We start from the raw sequence: 19,342 nt of genomic DNA on the forward strand, positions 1-19,342 counted from the left end.
GCTGCGGCGCTGCTGGCGCCGCTGGTGGACTACGAGCTAGGCGCCAGCTCCGCCCGGTCGAGTTCCCGCCGGAGCCGTCTGCTCCACATCCGTCCAGACCTCGGTGAGCTGCACGATGAGACCGTCACGCATGCGGGCGAAGCTCGCACACTCGAAATGCTGGATGCCGGCGTCATCGCGGCCGGTGACGTGGGAGCGGCACGCGGCCTCGGTTGGGCTCGCGACGAGTTCTTCGACCTTCAGATGCGCGAACCCGGGATAATCACGGTTGGCCCGGATCCACTCGGCGCGTCCGAACGACTCACCGGTGTGCACGTACCGGCAGAGGAACTCAAGATGCAGGAATGACTCGAGGTCATCCCACCGCTTCTGGTCGATCGCGGTCATGAGTCCTCGTAGAGCGGTTCCGGCATCCATGACGGCATCCTACGGTCGACCACCGACAGCAGCGCCGAGGGATTGGTGAGTCAGGGCGGTCAGTCACGCAAGTAGTTATGAGCTCGGAGAGCTTCATGACGGCATTTTCGCACCACGGTGGGACGTTCGGGTGAAGTCCGAGCAGGTGTCACCGTCAATGGCCTGAATCATCGCAACGTAAGCAGCGCCCGGCGCGACTCCAACCGGCTGTCCCCGAATCTGTTCGGGGACAGCCTCATACGTCGCCGTGGTCAAGAATCAAGATAGGTATTCGCGCATTCGCTCCCGCAGTCCCGGATCGCACACGTACACGTAGGTGCCGAGCATCCCGCGGGTCAGCAGAACGCCGTAGATGTTTCGGATGAACACCAGCAGGTCTTCGTCACCGAACGCGTCTTTGAGATGGCCGGTGTTTTCTTTGCCCTTCTTGTCACGATAGGCATCCCAGTCCGCGGCGATCTGCCCGGTGGTGGGATCGACTCGCAGATCCGACCCGATGATGACGCCCGCATAGTTCAGGTCGTATCCCTGCACCGTGTGGATCGAACCGACCTCATCAAGAGACTTCTTCGAGTTGATCCAGTCTTTGTCCGTGCTGTTCCAGCGCAGTTGCTGACCGTCGAGGTCGATGTCGAAAGCATCCGGATTCTTTCTCGACACCCAGTCCCAGGCATACCCAGCGATCAGTCGGGACAGCCCAACCGCGGCATTCTTCTCCACGATCGCTGCGCGCATCGCGCCGAGATCGTCGAAGAACCTCAGGTCGTAGTCGCCGAGCTCCGGTCGCTCGGGATCCTCCCCGCGCAGCATCGCGCGGATGAATTCGACGTAGTCGGCACCGGCCTGCACGCGCATCTGCGTGGTGAGTGCGTAGTGGCGGTGCGCATTCTTCGCGCGGCTGACTTCGGCGCCGAGGATGGTCGGGGACAGGTCGTGCGGGCGCACGCTCTGTTCGCCGTCGACGAGCAGCAACTGGTGTTTGCTGCGCGTTTTGATCCAGTCGAGCTGTGTGTAGCGCGGATCATCTTCGACGAACAGAGAAACGTTGATGTCGCGGAACTTCTTGTTCTGCACCCCGGATGCCTGGTTCGCACGCTGTCCGAGCCGGTGGGTCTCATCGACGAGGACCAGGTCGAAATCGGCATCCGATTCGCCGACCTGGAAGGGGGTGAGGACCATCTTCGGATCCAGTCGGGGTGTCTTCTTGAACACCTTCTTCACCGATTCGCGTAGCGATTGCTGAGGGATGACGAGCGCCATGCGCAGATCGGCGAGTAGTTCGCGATTCTCGGGGACGAAGAACTCGGCAAACATCGAATCAGACTCGATGTCGTCGTGGTCCTGATAGTCGCGGATATCGGCGAGCAGTTTCATGAGGAAGATCGCGATGATCGTCTTGCCTGTGCCGGGGTTGCCCTGCACGACGAGCGTCGAGGTGGCATCCGGATGCTGCAGATCGTCGAGCAGACCCTCGACGATGTCGGTGATCGCAACGGCCTGGTCGTCGTTGAGTGCTTTGAACGGGGAGAGCTTGAAGAGGTCTGAGTTCTCGATCTGCGGGATGCTGCGCGAGAAGAGGCCCTCGGCTCGGAGAGCTTCGAACACGTCGCGGAAAGACTCGCGATAGAGATCGCGGTCGTAGTACTGGGCGTCGGTGAGCCCGTCGTTTCCGTTGAGGATGTCGTAGCGGCCGTCGCCGTGGAACCAACGGATCAGGTGCGATTCGAGGTCGAGACAGACGGACTTGTTGAAGCGCTCGTCGATCACGACGCGGATCGATTCCAGGCCTTCGTTCTTCTTCGAGCCGGCGAGGTGCTGACGCATGCGCGTTGCGGTGCTGACCGTCTCGCCCACGTAGACGCCGGGAGTCTTGCGCTGCTCAGCACCGTCGATCACATAGACGACGGGCCAGTTGGTGTGGGACGGGTCGCTGCGCGCCCAGCCGTCAACCGCGCCGCGTTCGAAGGCGAGGTGTTCGATGCTGAAGCTTGTCACTCCGCTTCCTCGGACTCGGCTGCGAGCTCCGTGTACTTCGTCATGCGGCCCTTCGCGAGCTCGACGGGGTACTTCGCTCGCGTGGACTCGAGCTTGCGCATGACGATCTCGTCGAGGTCGACGCCGATCTTGCCCGCGAGATGGATGCAGTAGGTGACGACGTCGGCGAGCTCCTCTTCTACCCGTCGATGATCGGGCGCTCCGCCCCACTGGTAGAGCTCAAGCAGCTCGGCCGACTCAATAGAGATGCTCTTCGCAAGGTTCTCCGGCGAGTGGAACTGATCCCAATCGCGCTCGGCGACGAACGCACGGAGGGCGGCGAGGGTTGCGGGACTCGGCATGGAAGTGACCGTAGCAGGCCATCTGCGTTGCGGGCCTTCATGCTCCACGACGTTTCCCGATACGAAGTAGTCGTACAAAGTTGTCTCAGTCGGGCGATCCAGTGACAACGTCATCGTAACCACGTCGAGGAGGGTACCGTCATCGTTCTGCATTTTGGTTCGCTCCGGTGAGGAGGAACGCGCCCTGCCCAGATAGAAATAGTCGCGACCCTCCTGGTTATCCTTCTTCGCGAATAGATGAAGTGGTACGCGGTTCTCGGTGATCGCACGAACCTCAGCGCTCGCCAGCGTGCGACGACTGCGCGACCAGACGGTCGCTGCCTCGACATCGACCCGTCCTACGCGTCGCGGCAGGAGCGTGATCGCGAACCACGTTGTGGCTACGCAATCCAGCAGGCGCCGTGAGCTGTCGGGTTCATCGACGAACCCAGACTGCGTGTCGGCAGTGCTGCGCGAAACTGAAGGATCAAACTATTTGGCTGAATGGATCCCAAGCTCCGATACGCTCTGAATCACCCATAGATCAAAGTAGATCGGAAGCGTCAATGGAGTTTGCAGAGCGTCTCGACTCAATCGCGACGAAGGTGAAGAACCAGGCCACCGCAATCGGAACTGAAGAAGCGACGAAGAACGCATTCGTGATGCCGTTCATTTCGACGATCCTTGGTTACGATGTCTTCGACCCGATCGAGGTGGTGCCGGAGTTCACCGCCGATGTGGGAACGAAGCGTGGGGAGAAGATCGACTACGCGATCATGCGAAACGGCGAGGTGCAGATCCTCATCGAATGCAAACCCTCCATGGGCTCGCTCAAGATCGAGCATGCCTCACAGCTCTTCCGCTACTTTGCGGTGACGAACGCTCGCGTCGCTGTTCTTACAAATGGCGCGGTCTGGCATTTCTATACGGACCTCGATGCCCCAAACCGGATGGATGCGAAGCCCTTTCTCGTTCTCGACCTGCTCGACATCGACGAGACTCTCATCCCAGAGATTCAAAAGCTCAGCAAGGAGAGCTTCGATCTTGATTCGATTATCAGCGCCGCTGAGGAACTGAAATACATCGGGGCGCTCAAGCGCGAGATTGCGAGTCAGTTTCGTGAGCCCACCGATGACTGGATTAAGTTTTTCGCAACCCGCGTCTACGAGCGTTCTTATACACAGAAAGTTCGTGAGCAGTTCACTGGCCTCGTGGGGAAGGCGGCGCAACAGTTCCTTACGGAGCGGGTGAATGATCGTCTCAAGACCGCGCTCGGTGCCTCTGGCATCAGCTCTGCGTCCCCGGTGCAACCCGTCACAAGCGCGGAGGCGGCCGCAGAGGATCTGGACCGAGACACCGAGATTGAGACGACGCTGGAAGAGCTCGAGGGCTACCAGATAGTGAAGGCGATCGCGTGCGGCGAAGTGAAGCCTCAGCGGGTAACGCACCGTGATGCGAAGAGCTATTTCGCCGTCCTGTTGGACGACAACAACCGCAAGCCGGTCGCGCGCCTCCACTTTAACGGCAAGCAGAAGTATCTCGGTTTGCTGAACGAGGACAAAGTCGAGGAGCGTCACCCGATTGGTGACCTCGACGAGATATACAGTCACGCGGAAGCTATCCGTGAAGCGGTACGTCGATATCAGTAGTTGGTGTTCCGGTTTTGCTGCGCCAGCGCGCGACGTTGCCCGAGACATGCCACTCGTTCAATCCCAGTGACCCTGACGTTCACCATGTCTATGAGGACTGCGTAAGCGGTAGCCAGATCCCATCGCACAATCGACGGGCAGGGACCGACAACTGGCGAATGCGTGACCACTGCGCTGACAGGTAACAGTCAAGCCCGGGTTTGGAAGGCGACTTGTCGACCGGCCCCGGCGTGTGCCAGCGTTCCGGAGAGCACGGCGGGCACGGACTCGTCGTTCGATTTTTTCGAATTGCGGAGTAGCGTGGGCGCATGAGCACCTCGACTGATGTGCCCCGCGGCGCACGCAAGGCACAGACTTATCTCCCCGAGGCAGAGGGCCGCGGTGAGCTTCTCGATTTCGCTGAGCTGTTGCGCGAGCTTGAGGGGTATCTGGCGCAGAGCTCGTCTAAGGCCGCACTTGTCGACCCTCACGGCAACGCCCGCCCGATTCCAGACGAGATTTTCCGTATCCTCGACCAGGTGACGAATGCGCTCGCTGCGGGCGAAGGCATCACGATCGTTCCACAAAGCGCGGCGATGACGACGCAGCAGGCAGCGGATTTCCTGGGGATCAGTCGCCCGACGCTTGTTCGCCTCTTGGAAGCCGGTGAAATCCCCTTCGAGAAGCCTGGTCGTCATCGTCGGATCCGACTCGAAGATCTGGTTTCGTACCAAGCAAAATTCCGCGCCGAACGTCGCGCCGCTCTCCGTGAGCTGCAACGGACCAGTGCCACGGCGAAGATCCGGATCGGAGACCCGAGCAGTGTGAAGCGCATGGCGGAGCTGGACGCTGAGTGAGTTTTCCGGCGTTCTTTGACACGAATGTCCTGTACGGGGCGCTGATCAACGACTTCATTCTCGAACTCGCCGATCGTGAGCTATTCCGGTCGCTCTAGTCGAGGGACTTGATGGCTAACTGGCTCGTCGAGGCTACAGCGAAACAGTGCACATGCCGGTTCATCATGCCTCGTTCGCTCCCTGAGCCGCGAGCCCCGCCTGCCGCTCAAGATCCTCCGACGCATACCGAGGCCACCCCTGTAACTCCCGCGTCCACTCCTCTGGCACCGCAGCGCCGCCTCACACGGCCCCGGCCAGCGACCCCGCGATAGCGTCCACGGTATCCGTATCGCGTCCTCCGCGGATCGCCCGCTCGACAGCATCCGTCAGCGAGCTCGCACCAGCGACGGCCGCGAGCGCGCCCTGGAACGCGCGCACCACCCAGTCGTTGCTTTCCATGAAGTCCCGCGGGTGCGCACCCGGTGCCAACGCCTCGTCGATCAACGGTGCCCAGTGCGCAGCATCCGCAGCCGGAAGAAGCGCGAGCTGTCCGCGCATATCCAGCTCGCTGGTGAGTATCGCATGGCGGATCGCCGCGCACCACAGGATGCACGCCGATGCACTGTCGGCCTCCCAGCGTGTGAGTCCCGAAACGGCTCGCGCGGCGTCGGCGAGCTCCGTAGTCGGACGGTCGAGATAACCGAGAGCGAGCGGACCCGTGCGCATCAGCGCGCCGTTGCCGCCGCTGCGACCTGCACGCTCGTGGATAGTGTGTGCGGCAGTGCGCACATCAGCTTCGGTGAACGACTCCGGGGTCTGTAACAGCACCGATCGCGTCTGGGCGCCGTCATCCTTCGCGGTGTCTGCCCACTCGATCGACCGGCCGACGATCTCTTCGCGCGAAGCGGCGTCATCGATGCGATCGCCGCGGGCAAGAACGTCGAGGATCGGAATGGCCATACTCGTGTCATCCGTCCACTCACCCCGTGCGTGCCCGAAGACGCCGCGTCCGAACCTCGGAGTGAACGCGTCGGGCAGTGCGGGTCCGAACTCGTACTGCGAGCCGAGGGCATCGCCGGCGGCAGACGCGAGCACCGTGCCGATCGCACGGTCGAGTTGGATGCTCGTGAGTTCCGTGATCACTCCTCAGATCGAAAAGGTTCTGGGTTCAGTGTCTCGCGCATGAGCGAGGGGCGTCTCGCATGGTCCGCGCATCCACCTTCACCAACCCCGCCCGCATCGCCTCCAGCTCCGCAGCATCCCACGGACCGGACGCAGCCAGGGGAATCTCGGTCATGAAGCGGCGCTCACCTTCGAGGATCCGCTCGGTGACCAACCGCGGATTCGCGCCAGCAGTTTCGCACAGATCCGGGCCATCGGCGTAGAAGAGGTCGCAGGCGACTAGTCTGCCGTCGGCTCTGCGTAACCGGGGGCGGTGCAGATAGATAAACGCCCTGCCCTCGGTAGTCCGAGAGGCAGGGCGCTTGTGGTTTGGAGTGTTACTCCTGCCCGTGGGCGTCGAACACAAGGTTGACGCTGCGCACGAGATCGTTCACAAAGGTGTCGTCGTCAATGATCCCTCGTGCCCACTTCCAGAGACCGTGCACCGTCTGGGCTTCCATGATGGTGTTCAGGTCGGCCAGGAGAGGGTCGTTGGGGTCCGGGAACGAGAAGCCGTTCACCGCCTGGTACTCGTCAGACACAGTGAGGCGTTTGACGAGGTCCGGATCGGTGGACTGACGAACGGACGCCCAAGCCTTGGCCATGTTGGGTTCGGCGATCATCGCTCGCGCCCCGCTTGTCACTGATGCGACGATCTTCTGTCGCGTGGTGCCTTCGCGGGCTTGGGAGCGTTGGTCGTAGCCGAGTTCGATGGACCAACTTGCCGTCGCAACGTAGACGAGGCCGTCGCGTGAACCGAAATACCGGTAGATCGTCCCGTTGCCCACCTGTGCTGCCTGCGCGACGTCGCGGATTGTGCCTGCGTCGTAGCCGTTCTTACGAATGAGATCCACGGTGGTGGAGAGGATCTTTTCATAGCGGTCTTGCTGAAGGGGGGTAAGGAGATCGGTTCGCTGAACCTGGTCCAATATGGTGAACCTCATGGCGTTAGAGGATATCTCGTTAGCTGTACGGTGAGGAAGCGTCTCGAACAGGGGTGCTCCCGGGCTTGAGGAATTCGAGCGCGTCGCGCGACGCGGCGCCTAGTAGCGCCGACTCGAGGCCGACCGTCACCAGCTGGCATCCGAACTCGCGCCACTTGGCAGCATTCTCGGGGCCGAAAGCGGGCGCACCCAGGGTGATGTCGTTGGCGTCGGTGACCGTGCGCAGGTACGCGAAGTCCTTCTGCGCGACGTCGGTGGTGTACGCCGCGAGCGGGTCTTCACCGCGCGAGATGGCGAGGTCAGCCATGCCGACGAAGATGCCATCGACGCCGTCGATGGCGGCGATCGCCTCGGCGTTCTCCATGCCGAGAGCGGTCTCGATCATGACGAAAACGAAGACGCGCTCTTCGAGCTCAGCGGGGCGCATTCCGACGAGGTCGGCGCGGATGGGGCCGAAGCTGCGCATGCCACGCGGGCGAAAGCGGGTAGCGGCGACGATGGCCTCAGCCTGCTCGACGGTCTCGACCATGGGCACAATGATGCCGGCGGCGCCTGCATCGAACATCTTGGCGATCGCGAAGGGTTCGTGCCCGTCAACGCGCACGATCGCGGGTAGCCCCGAGTGGTACAGGCTGATGAGGGTGGCGGCGAGGTCGCCCGTGCTCATCGCCGAGTGCTGACCCTCGAGGATGGCGAAGTCCCACCCGGTGGCGTTGACGGTATCGAGCACAACAGGGTTCGGGGAACCGATGAAGACGCCGTAAACGTTCTCCTTCGCGCGCAGTTTGGCGTGGAAGTCGCGGGTCCGTTGGGTGGAGAGGTTGGTCATAACGATGTGTTCCTTCGAAGTGTTTTCGTCGTTGAAAGTCGCCGGACGGCTGCATCAACGGTAACGCTGTTCCTGAATAACGGCAACAGTGTTGCTGTTTTTCAGAAACCGGGATACTGTAATCGGCAGTCAGGGCCCGAGAAGTAGTGGCTCAGACCCGACATCGAGGGAGATGAAGTGGGAACCCGGAAAAAGTGGGCAGTTCGCGGCGTAGCCGTGGCAACCGTGGCCGTCCTGGCGGCAACCCTGGCGGCGTGTAGCACGTCAGAGTCGGCCAATAGCGGAGAAGCAATAGTCGAGCCGATCGTGCTCTCCTACGCCAGTAACGTGGGCGAGATGGATCACGGCAGCGTCGCCATGAACTGGTGGATGGAGCGTGTCACTGAGCTGAGCGACGGCCAGATCACCTTCGAGGCATTCTGGTCAGAGTCGCTGTGTAAGACGCCCGATCTTCTTGCGTGCGCCAGCGATGGCCGTGCAGACATCACGCCGGTTTCGCCGGCCTTCGACCAGGCAGCCTTCCCGCTCGGCTCGATCGTTCTGCTGCCGTACGCCACCGAGAACGTCATCGCCGTCGGCCAGTCGCTGACCGAGATGTACCGCACCACCGATGAGGTGCAGTCGGAGTACCACGCGCAGAACGTGCACCTCCTGCACGCCCTGCCGACCACCACCGCTGTGATGGGGTCGCGCGAGCCCGTCGAGTCTCTCGACGATATCCGTGGCAAGTCGGTGCGCGGTTACGGCATGCTCCTCAACGCCCTCGATAAGGGTGGCGCTAACGCAGTCGCCGTGCCGATCGGTGAGGTCTACGAGCAACTCGACCGTGGTGTGATCGACGGATGGTTCGCCACCACGCTCGACAACGCGGTGCTCGACTTCAAGCTCAACGAGGTCACGCCCTACATCACCGACACCGGTGCGGGTGCGTACCAGGCTGCTGCTGGCCTCCTGAACCTCGACCGCTGGAACGCACTGACTCCCGAACAACAGGAGATTCTGACGCAGGCGAGTGATGACGTCATGGCCTCATACGGTGAAGAGTTCCTCTACCCGCTCTACGAGCGCGTGTGCGACGCCGCCGAGACCGAGGGTGTGACGCTCTCTGTTTGGAGCGACGAGGCGAAGGCCGAATGGGGCGACCTCGTCGAAGGTGATCTGAAGGCCGAGTGGGCTGAGCGTGCGAGCGCCACGGGGATCGACGCCGACGAGTACTACAGTGCATACCACACTGCTCTCGACAAGCACGAGGCTGCGGGCGACGTTCCAACCGGCATCAACTACTGCCTGTCGCGCGATTAAAAACGCTGATGAACAGTCTCCTAGAGACGCCGGTGGCCCGGGCGCTGATCGCGTTCCCGGGTCACCTGGCCCGCGTCCTCGCCATCCTCGCGGCGTCGTTCACTGTCATCGCAGCCCTGCTGCTGACGGCTGAAGTCCTCTCTCGCGTGTTCTTCGACCAGCCCATCCGTGGCTTGTTCGAGTACATGCAGCTTCTGGTTGTTCTGATCGCCTTCCTGGGCCTTGCCGAAGCAGAGCGCAACGGCGACCACATCCGCGTCACGATCCTCACCGAGCGGATGCCGCGCAAGGCCACCGCCGTCGTGCGTGTATTTGCGATGCTCGTGAGCGCCCTCATCGTGCTCTGGATGACCGTAATGAGCTACATCGAGCTGAGCAAGTCGCTGGGTCGCGGTGAGTATGCCGCGGGTCTGGTAAACCTGCCCGTCTGGCCCGCCCGAATCGTCATCGTTGTTGGACTCGCCGCGCTGTTCTTGATGTACGTTACGCGCACGATCGAGACGGTCATCGAGCTCAAAAAATCGTTCTCCGGCCCCGTCGACGCTGACGCCGACGGAGCCCTGGAAGGTGGGGAGAAATGACTCCCGAACTAACGACCACCCTGATCGTCTTTGGACTCTTCGCATTTCTGCTGATCTTCGAAGTTCCGATCGCCTGGTGTCTCGCCGTCTCTGGCGCCGTCGGCGTCGTCATGCTCAAGACTTTCTCCATCGGTGCAGGTCTGCTCGGCTCTGTGCCGTTCCAAGCGACTGCCTCGTACTCCTTTATCGTGGTGCCGCTCTACATCTTTTTGGGCACACTGGTGATGAAAGCGGGCATCGCGGAACGCGTCTATGCGCTGGCAAGTAAGGCATTCCGTAAGCTACCTGGGGGCATCGGCGTCGCCACCGTCGCCGCGTGCGCAGGCTTCGCAGCTGTCTCCGGTTCGAGCGTCGCCACCGCTGCTACCATCGGCAAAAGTTCCGTGCTCGAGATGAAGCGCAACGGATACAAGGACACCTTTGCCACCGGCATTGTCGGCATCGCCGCCACCCTCGGCATCCTGATCCCGCCGAGCCTCGTGCTCATCATGTACGGCATCATCAGTGGCGAGTCGATCGCCCGTATGTTCGCCGCGGGTGTCATCCCCGGCATCATGAGCGCCATCGTGTACGCGGTCGCCGTCATGCTCATGGCTCGCAAGAACGTCGTCGGCCCACTCGCATCGGAGCTCGCCGCAACGGCGAGCATGGTTGCCGTCCCGAAGGTCGCCCGCGGAGAGTCCGCGCGTGCCGTGGGCTACATCGTCCTGATCTTCACGACGATCATGGTCGGTATCTTCACCGGCTTGATGACGACCACCGAGTCCGCGGCCATCTCTGCGGTCATGGCGATCATCATCTTGTTTATCGAGAACCGTCGGAAGTCTCGTAAGGAGCGCACCCGCGACTTCACAGAGGCTCTCGCAGAGACCGCAGGCATCAAGAGCATGGCGTTTGCGATGCTCATTGGTGCCGCGATCTTCACGTTCTTCTTGGTGACGGCCCGCGTGCCTCACCACGCCGCGCAGTTCCTCACGTCGCTTGAGGTTCCGCCGATCATGATCGTGATCTTCATCCTGATCGCGATGATTCCGCTCGGTATGTTCCTCGACTCGCTCGCGATTCTCGTGATCGTTGTGCCGCTGACCTACCCGACCCTCATGGACCTCGGATTCGACGGCGTCTGGTACGGCATCCTCATCGTGAAAATGATCGAGGTATCGCTCATCACCCCGCCTGTGGGTTTGAACGCATTTGTGATTGCCGCGGCGACGGGGGTGAAGCTCGAGCGCGTGTTCAAGGGGCTGTTGCCCTTTGTGATCGTGGAGCTGATCATCGTCGCGATTCTCCTGGCGTTCCCCGACATCGTTCTGTTCCTGCCCGCACTCGTTCTTGACTAGGGAAGCGCACATGTCACACTCAATCGACGACCTGACAGGTCAGGTTGCTCTCGTCACCGGCGGTGGCGCGGGAATCGGCCTCGCGATCGGCACCGAACTCCACCGCCGAGGTGCCCATGTTTACCTCGTGGACATCAGCCAGGACGCGCTCGATGCCGCGGCTTCGGCGCTGCCGGATGCGGTGGGCGTGCTTGGCAACATCGCCGACCTAGACTCGATCACCTCGGTGGTCGAGCGGGTCGTCGGTGAGGCCGGTGGTATCGACATCCTGGTGAACTCTGCGGGCATCGGCATCATTAAGCCAGCGCTGGAGATCACCGAGGCCGACTGGGACCGCACGCTCGACATCAACCTGCGAGGCATGTTCTTCATGAGCCAGGCTGTTGCCCGGCACATGATCCCCGCAGGTCACGGGCGCATCGTCAACGTCGCCTCCATGTGCGGCACGATCGCCATCGACGGTCACGCCGCCTACACCGCCTCCAAGGCGGGGGTGGTGGGCATGACCAAGGTTCTTGCGGGAGAGTGGGCGCGCGACGGCATCACCGTCAATAGCATCTCGCCCACTGTGGTGCTCACCGAGCTCGCGAAGAACGTCTGGAACGGCGACGAGGCAGATGAGATGCTCGCCAAGATCCCCGTGGGCCGCTTCGCAGTTCCCGAGGATGTGGCGCAGGCGGTCGCGTTCCTTGTCACCCAGTCGGGCATGATCACCGGGCACGACCTGCTCGTCGACGGCGGGTACGTGATCCGATGACCGTCACCAACGACCTAGAGTTCGAGCAGACGCTGTATCGCGAGATGCTGCTGCTGCGCCGCTTTGAAGAGGCCACGGGTGATGCTTTCTCGCGCGGCGAGATCCCCGGGTTCACGCACCTCTATCTCTGGCAGGAGGCGGTGGCGGTGGGAGTCTGCTCGCAGCTGACTTCCGCCGACCAGATCACCTCCACGCACCGCGGCCACGGCCACGCCCTCGCGAAGGGGCTTGAGCCCCGAGCGCTCATGGCAGAGCTATACGGTCGCTCCACCGGTGTGGTCGGTGGGCGCGGGGGATCCATGCACCTGTACCAGCCTGAGCTCGGGCTTCTCGGAACCAACGGCATCGTTGCTTCCGGCGGCGGCCTGGCGTGTGGCGCAGCCCTTGCGGCGAAGACGCGCGGCACCGATGGTATCGCGGTCACCTTCATGGGCGACGGTGCGACCGATCACGGGGCCACCCACGAGGCCATGAACTTCGCCGCAGTGCTGGAGCTTCCGGTGATCTTCGTTGTCGAGAACAACGGATTCAGCGAAGGCACCCCGCTCGCAGCCCACGCCGCACGCACCGACCTCGCCCAGCGGGCAGAGATCTACGGGATGGTGGGAGTGCGCGTTGACGGTCAGGATGTGCTCGCCGTCGCTGAGGCGACGCGCGAGGCCGTGCGCCGTGCCCGAAAGCAAAGCGCCCCGACCCTCATCGAAGCGGTCACCCTGCGCAAGACCGGCCACTTCGTGGGCGACCAGATGAACTATCTGTTGCCTGAGGGATGGACGGCATTCGGTCGCGACCCGCTCGAGATGTCTCGCCAACGCCTCACTGCATCCGGTGTAGCCGACGACTGGTTTACCCACATCGCCGACGAGATCGACAGCGTCGTTGGCGACTCGATTGAGTTCGCGCGCCAATCGCCGTGGCCGGATGCCCGAGAAGTCACCAGCCACCTGTTTGCCGGGGAGAACAACCGATGATCACGACTACCACCACCCCACGGGCCAAGCGGTTCACTCTGCGCGATGCCGTCAACGAAGCCATCCGTACCGAGATGGCGCGCGACGAGCGCGTCATCCTGATCGGTGAGGATGTCGCGGGCGGCGCAGGCATGGAGCAGTACGAGGAGTCGGGCAGCCTCGGCGGCGTCTTCGGGGTGACCAGCGGACTCGTCGGTGAGTTCGGTCGACGCCGCGTCATCGATACGCCGCTCGCTGAGAACGCCCTCATGGGTGCGGCAGTCGGTGCCGCGGCATGCGGGCTCCGACCCATCGTTGAGCTGATGTTCATCGACTTCATCGGCATGTGCCTTGACCCGATCCTCAACCAGGGTTCGCGTCTGCGGTACATGTCGAACGGTCAGGTGACAGTGCCGCTCGTGGTGCGTTCCACCTACGGCGCGGGCCTTGCCGCAGGCCCCCACCACTCCGGCAGCTACTTCGGCCTGCTTGCCCACCTTCCGGGTGTGAAGCTCGTGGTCCCGGCAAACGCCTCGGATGCGCGCGACATCTTCCCGGCGTGTGTGGCCGACGACAACGTGGTGTTCTTCCTGGAGAACACGGCACTCTACTCGAAGAAGCAGGCGGCTACCGGGCCGCGCACCCTGCGTCTGGGGGAAGCGGACATCAAGCGCCCCGGAACCGACGCCACCATCGTCGCCATCGGTGCCATGGTTCCGCGTGCACTTGAGGCTGCGGCGACGCTTGCCGAGCAGGGTGTCGAGGTCGAGGTCGTCGACCCGATCACGCTCGTGCCGCTCGACATAGACGCGATCATCACCTCGGTGCGCAAAACCGGTCACCTGATCGTCGTCGACGAAGACAACCCGGTGTGCTCGATCGCTGAGCACATCATCTCGACGGTCACCTCGCAGGCCTTCGATGCGCTGAAGAGCGCCCCCGTGCACGTGGGCCCGCCCCACGTTCCGGTGCCCTACGGCCCGGTGCTCGAGGCGGCATACCTGCCTAACCCCACGGATATCGCGGCGGCTGTTGCGCGCACCCGCGCGTGAGCCCTGAACGCCGATCAGAAACACAACAAGGAAGAACACATATGTTTGACATCATCGTGCCCAAGGCCGGCCTCGAAGGCGACTCGGTTGAAATCGTGTCGCTGCTGGTTTCCGTGGGTGACGCGGTCACCCCCGGGACCCCGATGTGCGAGGTGGAGGGCGCCAAGCTCTCGTTCGAGATCACCGCCGAGGTCACCGGTACGGTCGCTGAAATCCTTGTCGCCGAGGGCGACGAGATTGACGCGGGCGGTGTCGTCCTTCGGGTGCAGCCGTGACCGACAGTCCTGTTCCCCCGCTGAGGGAGCTGCTGGCGGGCCTGCCGAGCAACTGGGGTAAATGGGGCGACAACGACGAAGTCGGATCGCTCAACTATCTCGATGCGACGCAGGTGCTCGCGGGGGTCGGGTCGGTGCGTCAAGGCAAAGTATTCACCCTGCAGACCCCCGTGGGGCATCCGCACGGCGACCCGGTCTGGCCTGGGCGTCGCGGCATGGAACGCTACATGGTGGTCGATGAGGCCTCGTGGCTTAACGATGACCAGGAAACCCCTCCCGGCGGGATGCACTGGGCCGATGACATGATCTCCGGCTACCTGCAGGGCACAACGCAGTTCGATGCGCTGGGCCACGTCTGGTACGACGGACAGATCTACAATGGCAAACCCGCTGTCAGCACCGTCGGCGGGTTGCGCTTCGCGAGCGTTGCACCGATCGCGAAGCGCGGTGTTGTCGGGCGTGCAGTGATCGTGGATGTCGCCCGCCATCGCGGGCGCCCGTACCTCGAGCGTGGCGAGACCTTCGGGCTTGTGGACGTGCTGGAAGCCGCCGAGGCGCAAGGCGTCGAGATTCGACCCCGCGACATCCTGGTTGTACGAACCGGATGGCTGGAGAGCTGGTACAACACGGAGGCCGCGGACTTCTACCGCGATTTCCGTGAGCCAGGGCTGACCTTCTCGACCGAGCTCGTCGAGTGGTTCCACCGCATGGAGATCCCGTGCCTGGTGACGGACACGATGGGCAACGAAACCACCATCGATCCGAAATCTGGGGTACAGCTTCCCTTGCACAACGCCCTCATGCGCAACCTCGGCGTTGCGTTCTGCGAGGCGTGTGACCTCTCTGAGCTTGCGGCCGACTGCGATGCAGACGGCCAGCGAGAGTTTTTGTTCGCAGCGGCTCCGCTGCATATTCGTGAGGCGGCTGGCTCGCCTGTTAATCCTGTGGTGGTGAAGTGATGTCCCAAGCGGAAAACCGTACTATTGCGGTTGCTGATGCTGAAGAAGCAGCCGTTGATATTTTGATGAAGCTCGGCACTCCGGCCGACCGTGCAGCCGAGGTGGCGCACTCGCTCGTGCTGGCGCAGATAGTGGGGCACGATTCCCACGGTTTGGTGCGTCTGCGCGAGTATTCGAGCTTTGTCGACCGCGGGCTTGTTGTGCCAGACGCCGAGCCAGAGGTCATCTCCTCCCGCGGCGCCGCGATCATGATCGATGGTCACCACGGCTGGGGTCAGGTTGCCAGTCACGCGGCCGTCGTCGCCGGGGTGAAGCGCGCCCGCGAACTCGGCGTGGCGGTTGTTACCGTGCGCAACTGCAACCACGTGGGCCGCATCGGTGAATACGTCGACCAGATCGCCGAGCAGGGACTCGTCGGCATGATGTGGTGCAACTCTGACCCCTGCGTTGCCCCGTTCGGTGGCGCAGAGCGGATGCTCGGAACGAACCCGTTCGCGGTGTCGGTACCGACCGCGAACGAACCGGTCATCGTCGACTTCGCGACCGCATCCGTCGCGGAGGGCAAGCTGCGTGTCGCCCGCGCGGCCGAGGTCGAGGTAGCGCCCGGATCCGTCGTCGACAAGGACGGTCAGCCGAGCACCAACCCGAACGACTTCTATAACGGTGGAGCGCTTCTGCCGTTTGGCGCCCACAAGGGTTACGGCTTGAGCCTGGCGATCGAGCTGCTCGGCGGCGCGCTGTCGGGCGGGCACCCCTCGGTCAACGAGAGCTACGTCTCCGGCAACGGCGTCGTGCTGATCGTCGTCGCCCCGGATTTCTTCGTCGGTAGTGAGGCGTTCCTCGCCGACACCACAGAGGCCACCGAGGTGATCACGGCGAGCACCCCGTCCACCCCGGGCGGCAAAGTTCTCCTCCCTGGAGACGTCGAGCGTGCTCACGCCGCAAAGAATGTCGACCAGATCACCATGTCGAGCGCGATCTGGGATGACGTGTCGGCGATTCTTGCCGAGCGCTGAGTGGCGATGATGAATCCTGATTCGGTCGTCCTGAACGACGGCACCACGATCCCGCAGCTCGGGTTTGGGGTGTTTCAGATTGCCGCAGAGGACTGCGAGCGCGCCGTGCTCGAGGCCATCGAGATCGGGTACCGTCACTTCGACACCGCGCAGATTTACCACAATGAAGCAGAAGTGGGCCGAGCACTGGCAACCTCCGGTCTGCCGCGTGAAGACTTCTTCGTCACCACCAAACTATGGAACCCGTGGCAGGGGCGCGACACCACGGAGCTTTCCTTCCACGAGAGCCTCAGTTTGTTGGGCCTGGACTACGTGGATCTGTTCCTGATCCACTGGCCGATGCCGAAGAATGACAAGTACCTCGAAACATGGGAGGTCATGCAGGCATTCGCCGAGCAGGGCACCTCGCGCTCGATCGGGGTATCGAACTTCCTCGAGCCGCACCTCACCCGTTTGCTCCAGAACAGTACGTATGTGCCATCGGTGAACCAAATCGAACTGCACCCCGCATACCAGCGTCAGGATCTGGTCGCCCTGTGCGCCCAGAACGGCATTGCGGTTGAGGCGTACGCGCCGCTTGGTCAGGGCGCGTACCCGCTGCTGACTGACCCGACGATCACCGACATTGCGGCGGGCGTCGAGCGCACCTCGGCGCAGGTGGTGCTGCGCTGGCACCTGCAGCACGGCAACATCATTTTCCCGAAGTCGTCCACTCCTGCCCGCATCCGCGAGAATTTCTCTTTGTTCGACTTCTCGCTGAGCGACGAGCAGATGCAACGCATCGACAACATGGAACGCAACGGCCGCGTGAGCCACGACCCGAATGAGATCGACTAATGACTACCCTCGCACCCACCGGACTCGTTCTTGTTACACGGGTTCCCACAGAGCGTGAAGCTCTCCGTGCGTCGCGCGCCGCAATTGCGGCAGGCTTCGACGCTGTCGAGATCACGTTCTCTGTTCCGAACGCCCAGAACTTGATGGCCGAGCTGGTACGTGAGTTCCCCGGCTTCCCCGTGGGTGCAGGCACCGTGCTCGAGCCCGAGCAGGTGACCCTGGCGGCGGATGCAGGGGCCACCTTCATCGTCGCGCCCGACACCTATCTGCCCGTCGCCGAGATGTCGGCGGCGCGCGGTCTCGCCTACATTCCGGGCGTGTTCACGCCCACCGAAATCCAAACCGCCCACCGACTGGGCGCCGCCGCCGTGAAGGTGTTCCCGGTGCGTGCGGGGGGCCCCGGCTACCTCAAGGAACTACGTGGTCCGCTGCCGCACATCACCTACGTGGTGTCGGGTGGGCTGGGGGCTGCCGACAGCCGTGAACTGCTGGAGTTCGGGGCTTCTGCCGCGTGTGTGGGGGTGAGCTTCTTCGGTGCAGGTCAGCTGGCTGAGGCCTCCGACGAGATCCTGGAGCGCATCGCCGCGGAGTTCGTGGCAGAGGTGCGCGGTGTCTGACCTCGTTGTTCACGCGCGCGTCGTCACCGTAGGCGAGGCGATCGCCTGGGTCACTCCGACCGCCGCAGAACCGCTCAGCGTGGGTGCCACGATGAGGTTCGGGGTGGGCGGCGCAGAAGCGAATGTTGCCATGGCACTAGCCCAGCTCGGCATCGACACCGCGTGGATCAGCGCCGTCGGAGACGATGAGCTGGGTCGGCTTGCGCTGGCGGAGCTCGGTGGGGCCGGGGTCAACGTGTCAGGCGTCTCCGTGGATGAGGTGCATACGACAGGAGCATACTTCAAGCTCTTCGACGCGGCGGGGTCGTCCACCCCGGTGTACTTCCGCAAGGGATCAGCCGCTTCTCACCTGACCGCGGAGGCCGCAACCCGCATCTGCGGTGCAGCCCTCACCCACACGTCGGGCATCACCCTCGCACTCAGTGACACTACCGCCGAACTCGTAGGGACGTTGCTCGATGGGCACCCGGAAGCGGGATCGGTCAGCTTCGACGTGAACTATCGCCGCGCGCTGTGGGCAGACCGGGACGATGCCGCGTCGGTCATGAGCGAGGCGGCCCAGCGCGCCGATGTCGTGTTTGTCGGGCGCGATGAGGCCGAGATGCTGTGGGGCACGCGAACCGCACAGGACGTGCGCTCCCTCCTCCCGGAGGTGGCCGTGCTGGTCGTGAAGGATGCCGGCATCGGGGCAACCTCGTTCACGAAGGCGGGCGAGATTTTCGTGCCGTCACCGATAGTTGACGTCGTCGACCCGGTCGGTGCGGGGGATGCGTTCGCGGCAGGCTGGTTGAGTGGTTGGCTACGCCGCGACGACCCGGAAATGTGCTTGGCACGCGGGCATGTTTTGTCGCGCAGCGTGCTCACCCAGCGCGGAGACGTGGCAACCCTCACCGAAGATCAGGTGCAGGCGCAGGCGCGCGAGCACCTGATCCGTGTCAGACTGACAACGGGTCGAACACGACACGCGCGTCACCACCAGACGCGCCCGGAACGAGCGGACACCGCAGCCGACGGGAACGGCATCCGCTCACCCCTGCGTCCTTGACAAACTCATTCCCATATCAGGGAGTGTCTGACAATTGCCGGGTCCAAGTGATAACGGCATTGAGGATGGCGGCCGATTGCGCAGTTCGGCGCGGCCCGCCGGAGCCGGGTCGTTGAACATACTCCCGTCTGCAACTGCAGGGGCGCCGTCAGCGGTGTAGCTGCGCGACAGATTCTTGGATCGAGATAGGTGCTCGGCGACCCAACGATTTACGCGGATCCATGGCACCGGTTCTGATGCGCCTCAGCGCGTCCAAACGATCGCGTCGATCAATGCTCGAGTAGGAGCGAACGCTACCCAGCGCTCGCTGACCAGAACCTCACCTCCGGGCGGTCCGGAAGGGTCACGGAGCCACACGCCGTCGTTGCCAGGCTCTTCGAGGTACCCATTACTCCTCGTGCTTTCGTGGTAAGCATGATGTTCGGCGGGTGTGAGGGCTGCCCACGCGAAGTAGACACTTGAATGCATATCGCCTTCAAAT

The 19,342-nt window shown here is 63.0% G+C and carries 21 protein-coding genes and 1 pseudogene; 14 read left to right on the top strand and 8 right to left on the bottom strand.

Going from position 1 to position 19,342, the window contains the following annotated elements; all coding sequences use genetic code 11:
* Nucleotides 1–36: 36 nt before the first annotated feature.
* The 4 genes and pseudogenes from ACSU1L_RS09355 to ACSU1L_RS09370 all read right to left on the bottom strand — a co-directional run.
* Complete coding sequence (locus ACSU1L_RS09355) at nt 37–417, bottom strand: nuclear transport factor 2 family protein (RefSeq protein ID WP_439255547.1); 381 nt, start codon at nt 415–417, stop codon at nt 37–39.
* 258 nt (nt 418–675) lie between these two features.
* Nucleotides 676–2,412, bottom strand: coding sequence for a DNA/RNA helicase domain-containing protein (locus tag ACSU1L_RS09360; protein ID WP_439255548.1), 1,737 nt, complete (start codon nt 2,410–2,412; stop codon nt 676–678).
* On the bottom strand, nt 2,409–2,753 hold the full coding sequence (locus ACSU1L_RS09365; protein ID WP_439255549.1) for a nucleotide pyrophosphohydrolase: 345 nt from the start codon (nt 2,751–2,753) through the stop codon (nt 2,409–2,411). Before ACSU1L_RS09365 ends, ACSU1L_RS09360 begins: the two co-directional genes overlap by 4 nt.
* Nucleotides 2,754–2,828: 75 nt before the next feature.
* A pseudogene (locus ACSU1L_RS09370) lies at nt 2,829–3,149 on the bottom strand (DUF3427 domain-containing protein); the annotation flags it as partial.
* Nucleotides 3,150–3,298: 149 nt separating this feature from the next.
* Here ACSU1L_RS09370 and ACSU1L_RS09375 point away from each other — a divergent pair.
* Nucleotides 3,299–4,381, top strand: a complete 1,083-nt coding sequence (locus ACSU1L_RS09375; protein WP_439255550.1) for a type I restriction endonuclease — start codon at nt 3,299–3,301, stop codon at nt 4,379–4,381.
* A gap of 308 nt (nt 4,382–4,689) precedes the next feature.
* Entirely contained in the window at nt 4,690–5,217 is a 528-nt protein-coding gene (locus ACSU1L_RS09380) for a helix-turn-helix domain-containing protein (RefSeq protein WP_439255551.1), read from the top strand.
* 279 nt (nt 5,218–5,496) lie between these two features.
* Here ACSU1L_RS09380 and ACSU1L_RS09385 read toward each other — a convergent pair whose 3' ends face one another.
* The 4 genes from ACSU1L_RS09385 to ACSU1L_RS09400 form a co-directional block, all read right to left on the bottom strand.
* Complete coding sequence (locus ACSU1L_RS09385) at nt 5,497–6,339, bottom strand: ADP-ribosylglycohydrolase family protein (protein ID WP_439255552.1); 843 nt, start codon at nt 6,337–6,339, stop codon at nt 5,497–5,499.
* Between the two features lie 25 nt (nt 6,340–6,364).
* Nucleotides 6,365–6,493 (bottom strand): hypothetical protein, encoded by a 129-nt coding sequence (locus ACSU1L_RS09390; protein WP_439255553.1) that lies wholly within the window; start codon nt 6,491–6,493, stop codon nt 6,365–6,367.
* Between the two features lie 202 nt (nt 6,494–6,695).
* Entirely contained in the window at nt 6,696–7,301 is a 606-nt protein-coding gene (locus tag ACSU1L_RS09395) for a TetR/AcrR family transcriptional regulator (protein ID WP_439255554.1), read from the bottom strand.
* A gap of 19 nt (nt 7,302–7,320) precedes the next feature.
* Complete coding sequence (locus tag ACSU1L_RS09400; RefSeq protein ID WP_439255555.1) at nt 7,321–8,130, bottom strand: HpcH/HpaI aldolase family protein; 810 nt, start codon at nt 8,128–8,130, stop codon at nt 7,321–7,323.
* Nucleotides 8,131–8,307: 177 nt separating this feature from the next.
* Here ACSU1L_RS09400 and dctP point away from each other — a divergent pair, with 177 nt between their 5' ends.
* Genes dctP through ACSU1L_RS09460 form a run of 12 tightly spaced genes read left to right on the top strand, consistent with a single transcriptional unit; the run spans nt 8,308 to nt 18,861 of the window.
* Entirely contained in the window at nt 8,308–9,432 is a 1,125-nt protein-coding gene (dctP, locus tag ACSU1L_RS09405; protein WP_439255556.1) for a TRAP transporter substrate-binding protein DctP, read from the top strand.
* 8 nt (nt 9,433–9,440) lie between these two features.
* Nucleotides 9,441–10,013: a TRAP transporter small permease subunit gene (locus tag ACSU1L_RS09410; protein ID WP_439255557.1), complete on the top strand. Its 573-nt coding sequence runs from the start codon at nt 9,441–9,443 to the stop codon at nt 10,011–10,013.
* Nucleotides 10,010–11,353: a TRAP transporter large permease gene (locus tag ACSU1L_RS09415; RefSeq protein ID WP_439255558.1), complete on the top strand. Its 1,344-nt coding sequence runs from the start codon at nt 10,010–10,012 to the stop codon at nt 11,351–11,353. The genes ACSU1L_RS09410 and ACSU1L_RS09415 overlap by 4 nt, the downstream gene beginning before the upstream one ends.
* A 10-nt stretch (nt 11,354–11,363) precedes the next feature.
* Entirely contained in the window at nt 11,364–12,110 is a 747-nt protein-coding gene (locus tag ACSU1L_RS09420) for a GolD/DthD family dehydrogenase (RefSeq protein ID WP_439255559.1), read from the top strand.
* On the top strand, nt 12,107–13,081 hold the full coding sequence (locus tag ACSU1L_RS09425) for a thiamine pyrophosphate-dependent dehydrogenase E1 component subunit alpha (RefSeq protein ID WP_439255560.1): 975 nt from the start codon (nt 12,107–12,109) through the stop codon (nt 13,079–13,081). Before ACSU1L_RS09420 ends, ACSU1L_RS09425 begins: the two co-directional genes overlap by 4 nt.
* Nucleotides 13,078–14,112, top strand: coding sequence for an alpha-ketoacid dehydrogenase subunit beta (locus ACSU1L_RS09430; RefSeq protein ID WP_439255561.1), 1,035 nt, complete (start codon nt 13,078–13,080; stop codon nt 14,110–14,112). Before ACSU1L_RS09425 ends, ACSU1L_RS09430 begins: the two co-directional genes overlap by 4 nt.
* Before the next feature lie 41 nt (nt 14,113–14,153).
* Complete coding sequence (locus ACSU1L_RS09435) at nt 14,154–14,387, top strand: biotin/lipoyl-containing protein (RefSeq protein WP_439255562.1); 234 nt, start codon at nt 14,154–14,156, stop codon at nt 14,385–14,387.
* Complete coding sequence (locus ACSU1L_RS09440) at nt 14,384–15,346, top strand: cyclase family protein (RefSeq protein ID WP_439255563.1); 963 nt, start codon at nt 14,384–14,386, stop codon at nt 15,344–15,346. The genes ACSU1L_RS09435 and ACSU1L_RS09440 overlap by 4 nt, the downstream gene beginning before the upstream one ends.
* A complete protein-coding gene (locus ACSU1L_RS09445) occupies nt 15,346–16,362 on the top strand; it encodes an Ldh family oxidoreductase (RefSeq protein ID WP_439255564.1) in 1,017 nt (338 codons plus the stop codon). The genes ACSU1L_RS09440 and ACSU1L_RS09445 overlap by 1 nt, the downstream gene beginning before the upstream one ends.
* A gap of 6 nt (nt 16,363–16,368) precedes the next feature.
* Complete coding sequence (locus ACSU1L_RS09450) at nt 16,369–17,199, top strand: aldo/keto reductase (RefSeq protein WP_439255565.1); 831 nt, start codon at nt 16,369–16,371, stop codon at nt 17,197–17,199.
* Complete coding sequence (locus ACSU1L_RS09455; protein ID WP_439255566.1) at nt 17,199–17,816, top strand: bifunctional 4-hydroxy-2-oxoglutarate aldolase/2-dehydro-3-deoxy-phosphogluconate aldolase; 618 nt, start codon at nt 17,199–17,201, stop codon at nt 17,814–17,816. Before ACSU1L_RS09450 ends, ACSU1L_RS09455 begins: the two co-directional genes overlap by 1 nt.
* Complete coding sequence (locus ACSU1L_RS09460) at nt 17,809–18,861, top strand: sugar kinase (protein WP_439255567.1); 1,053 nt, start codon at nt 17,809–17,811, stop codon at nt 18,859–18,861. Before ACSU1L_RS09455 ends, ACSU1L_RS09460 begins: the two co-directional genes overlap by 8 nt.
* Nucleotides 18,862–19,342 lie beyond the last annotated feature (481 nt).

Source organism: Microbacterium sp. A94 (assembly GCF_051842855.1).
Taxonomy (GTDB): Bacteria; Actinomycetota; Actinomycetes; order Actinomycetales; family Microbacteriaceae; genus Microbacterium.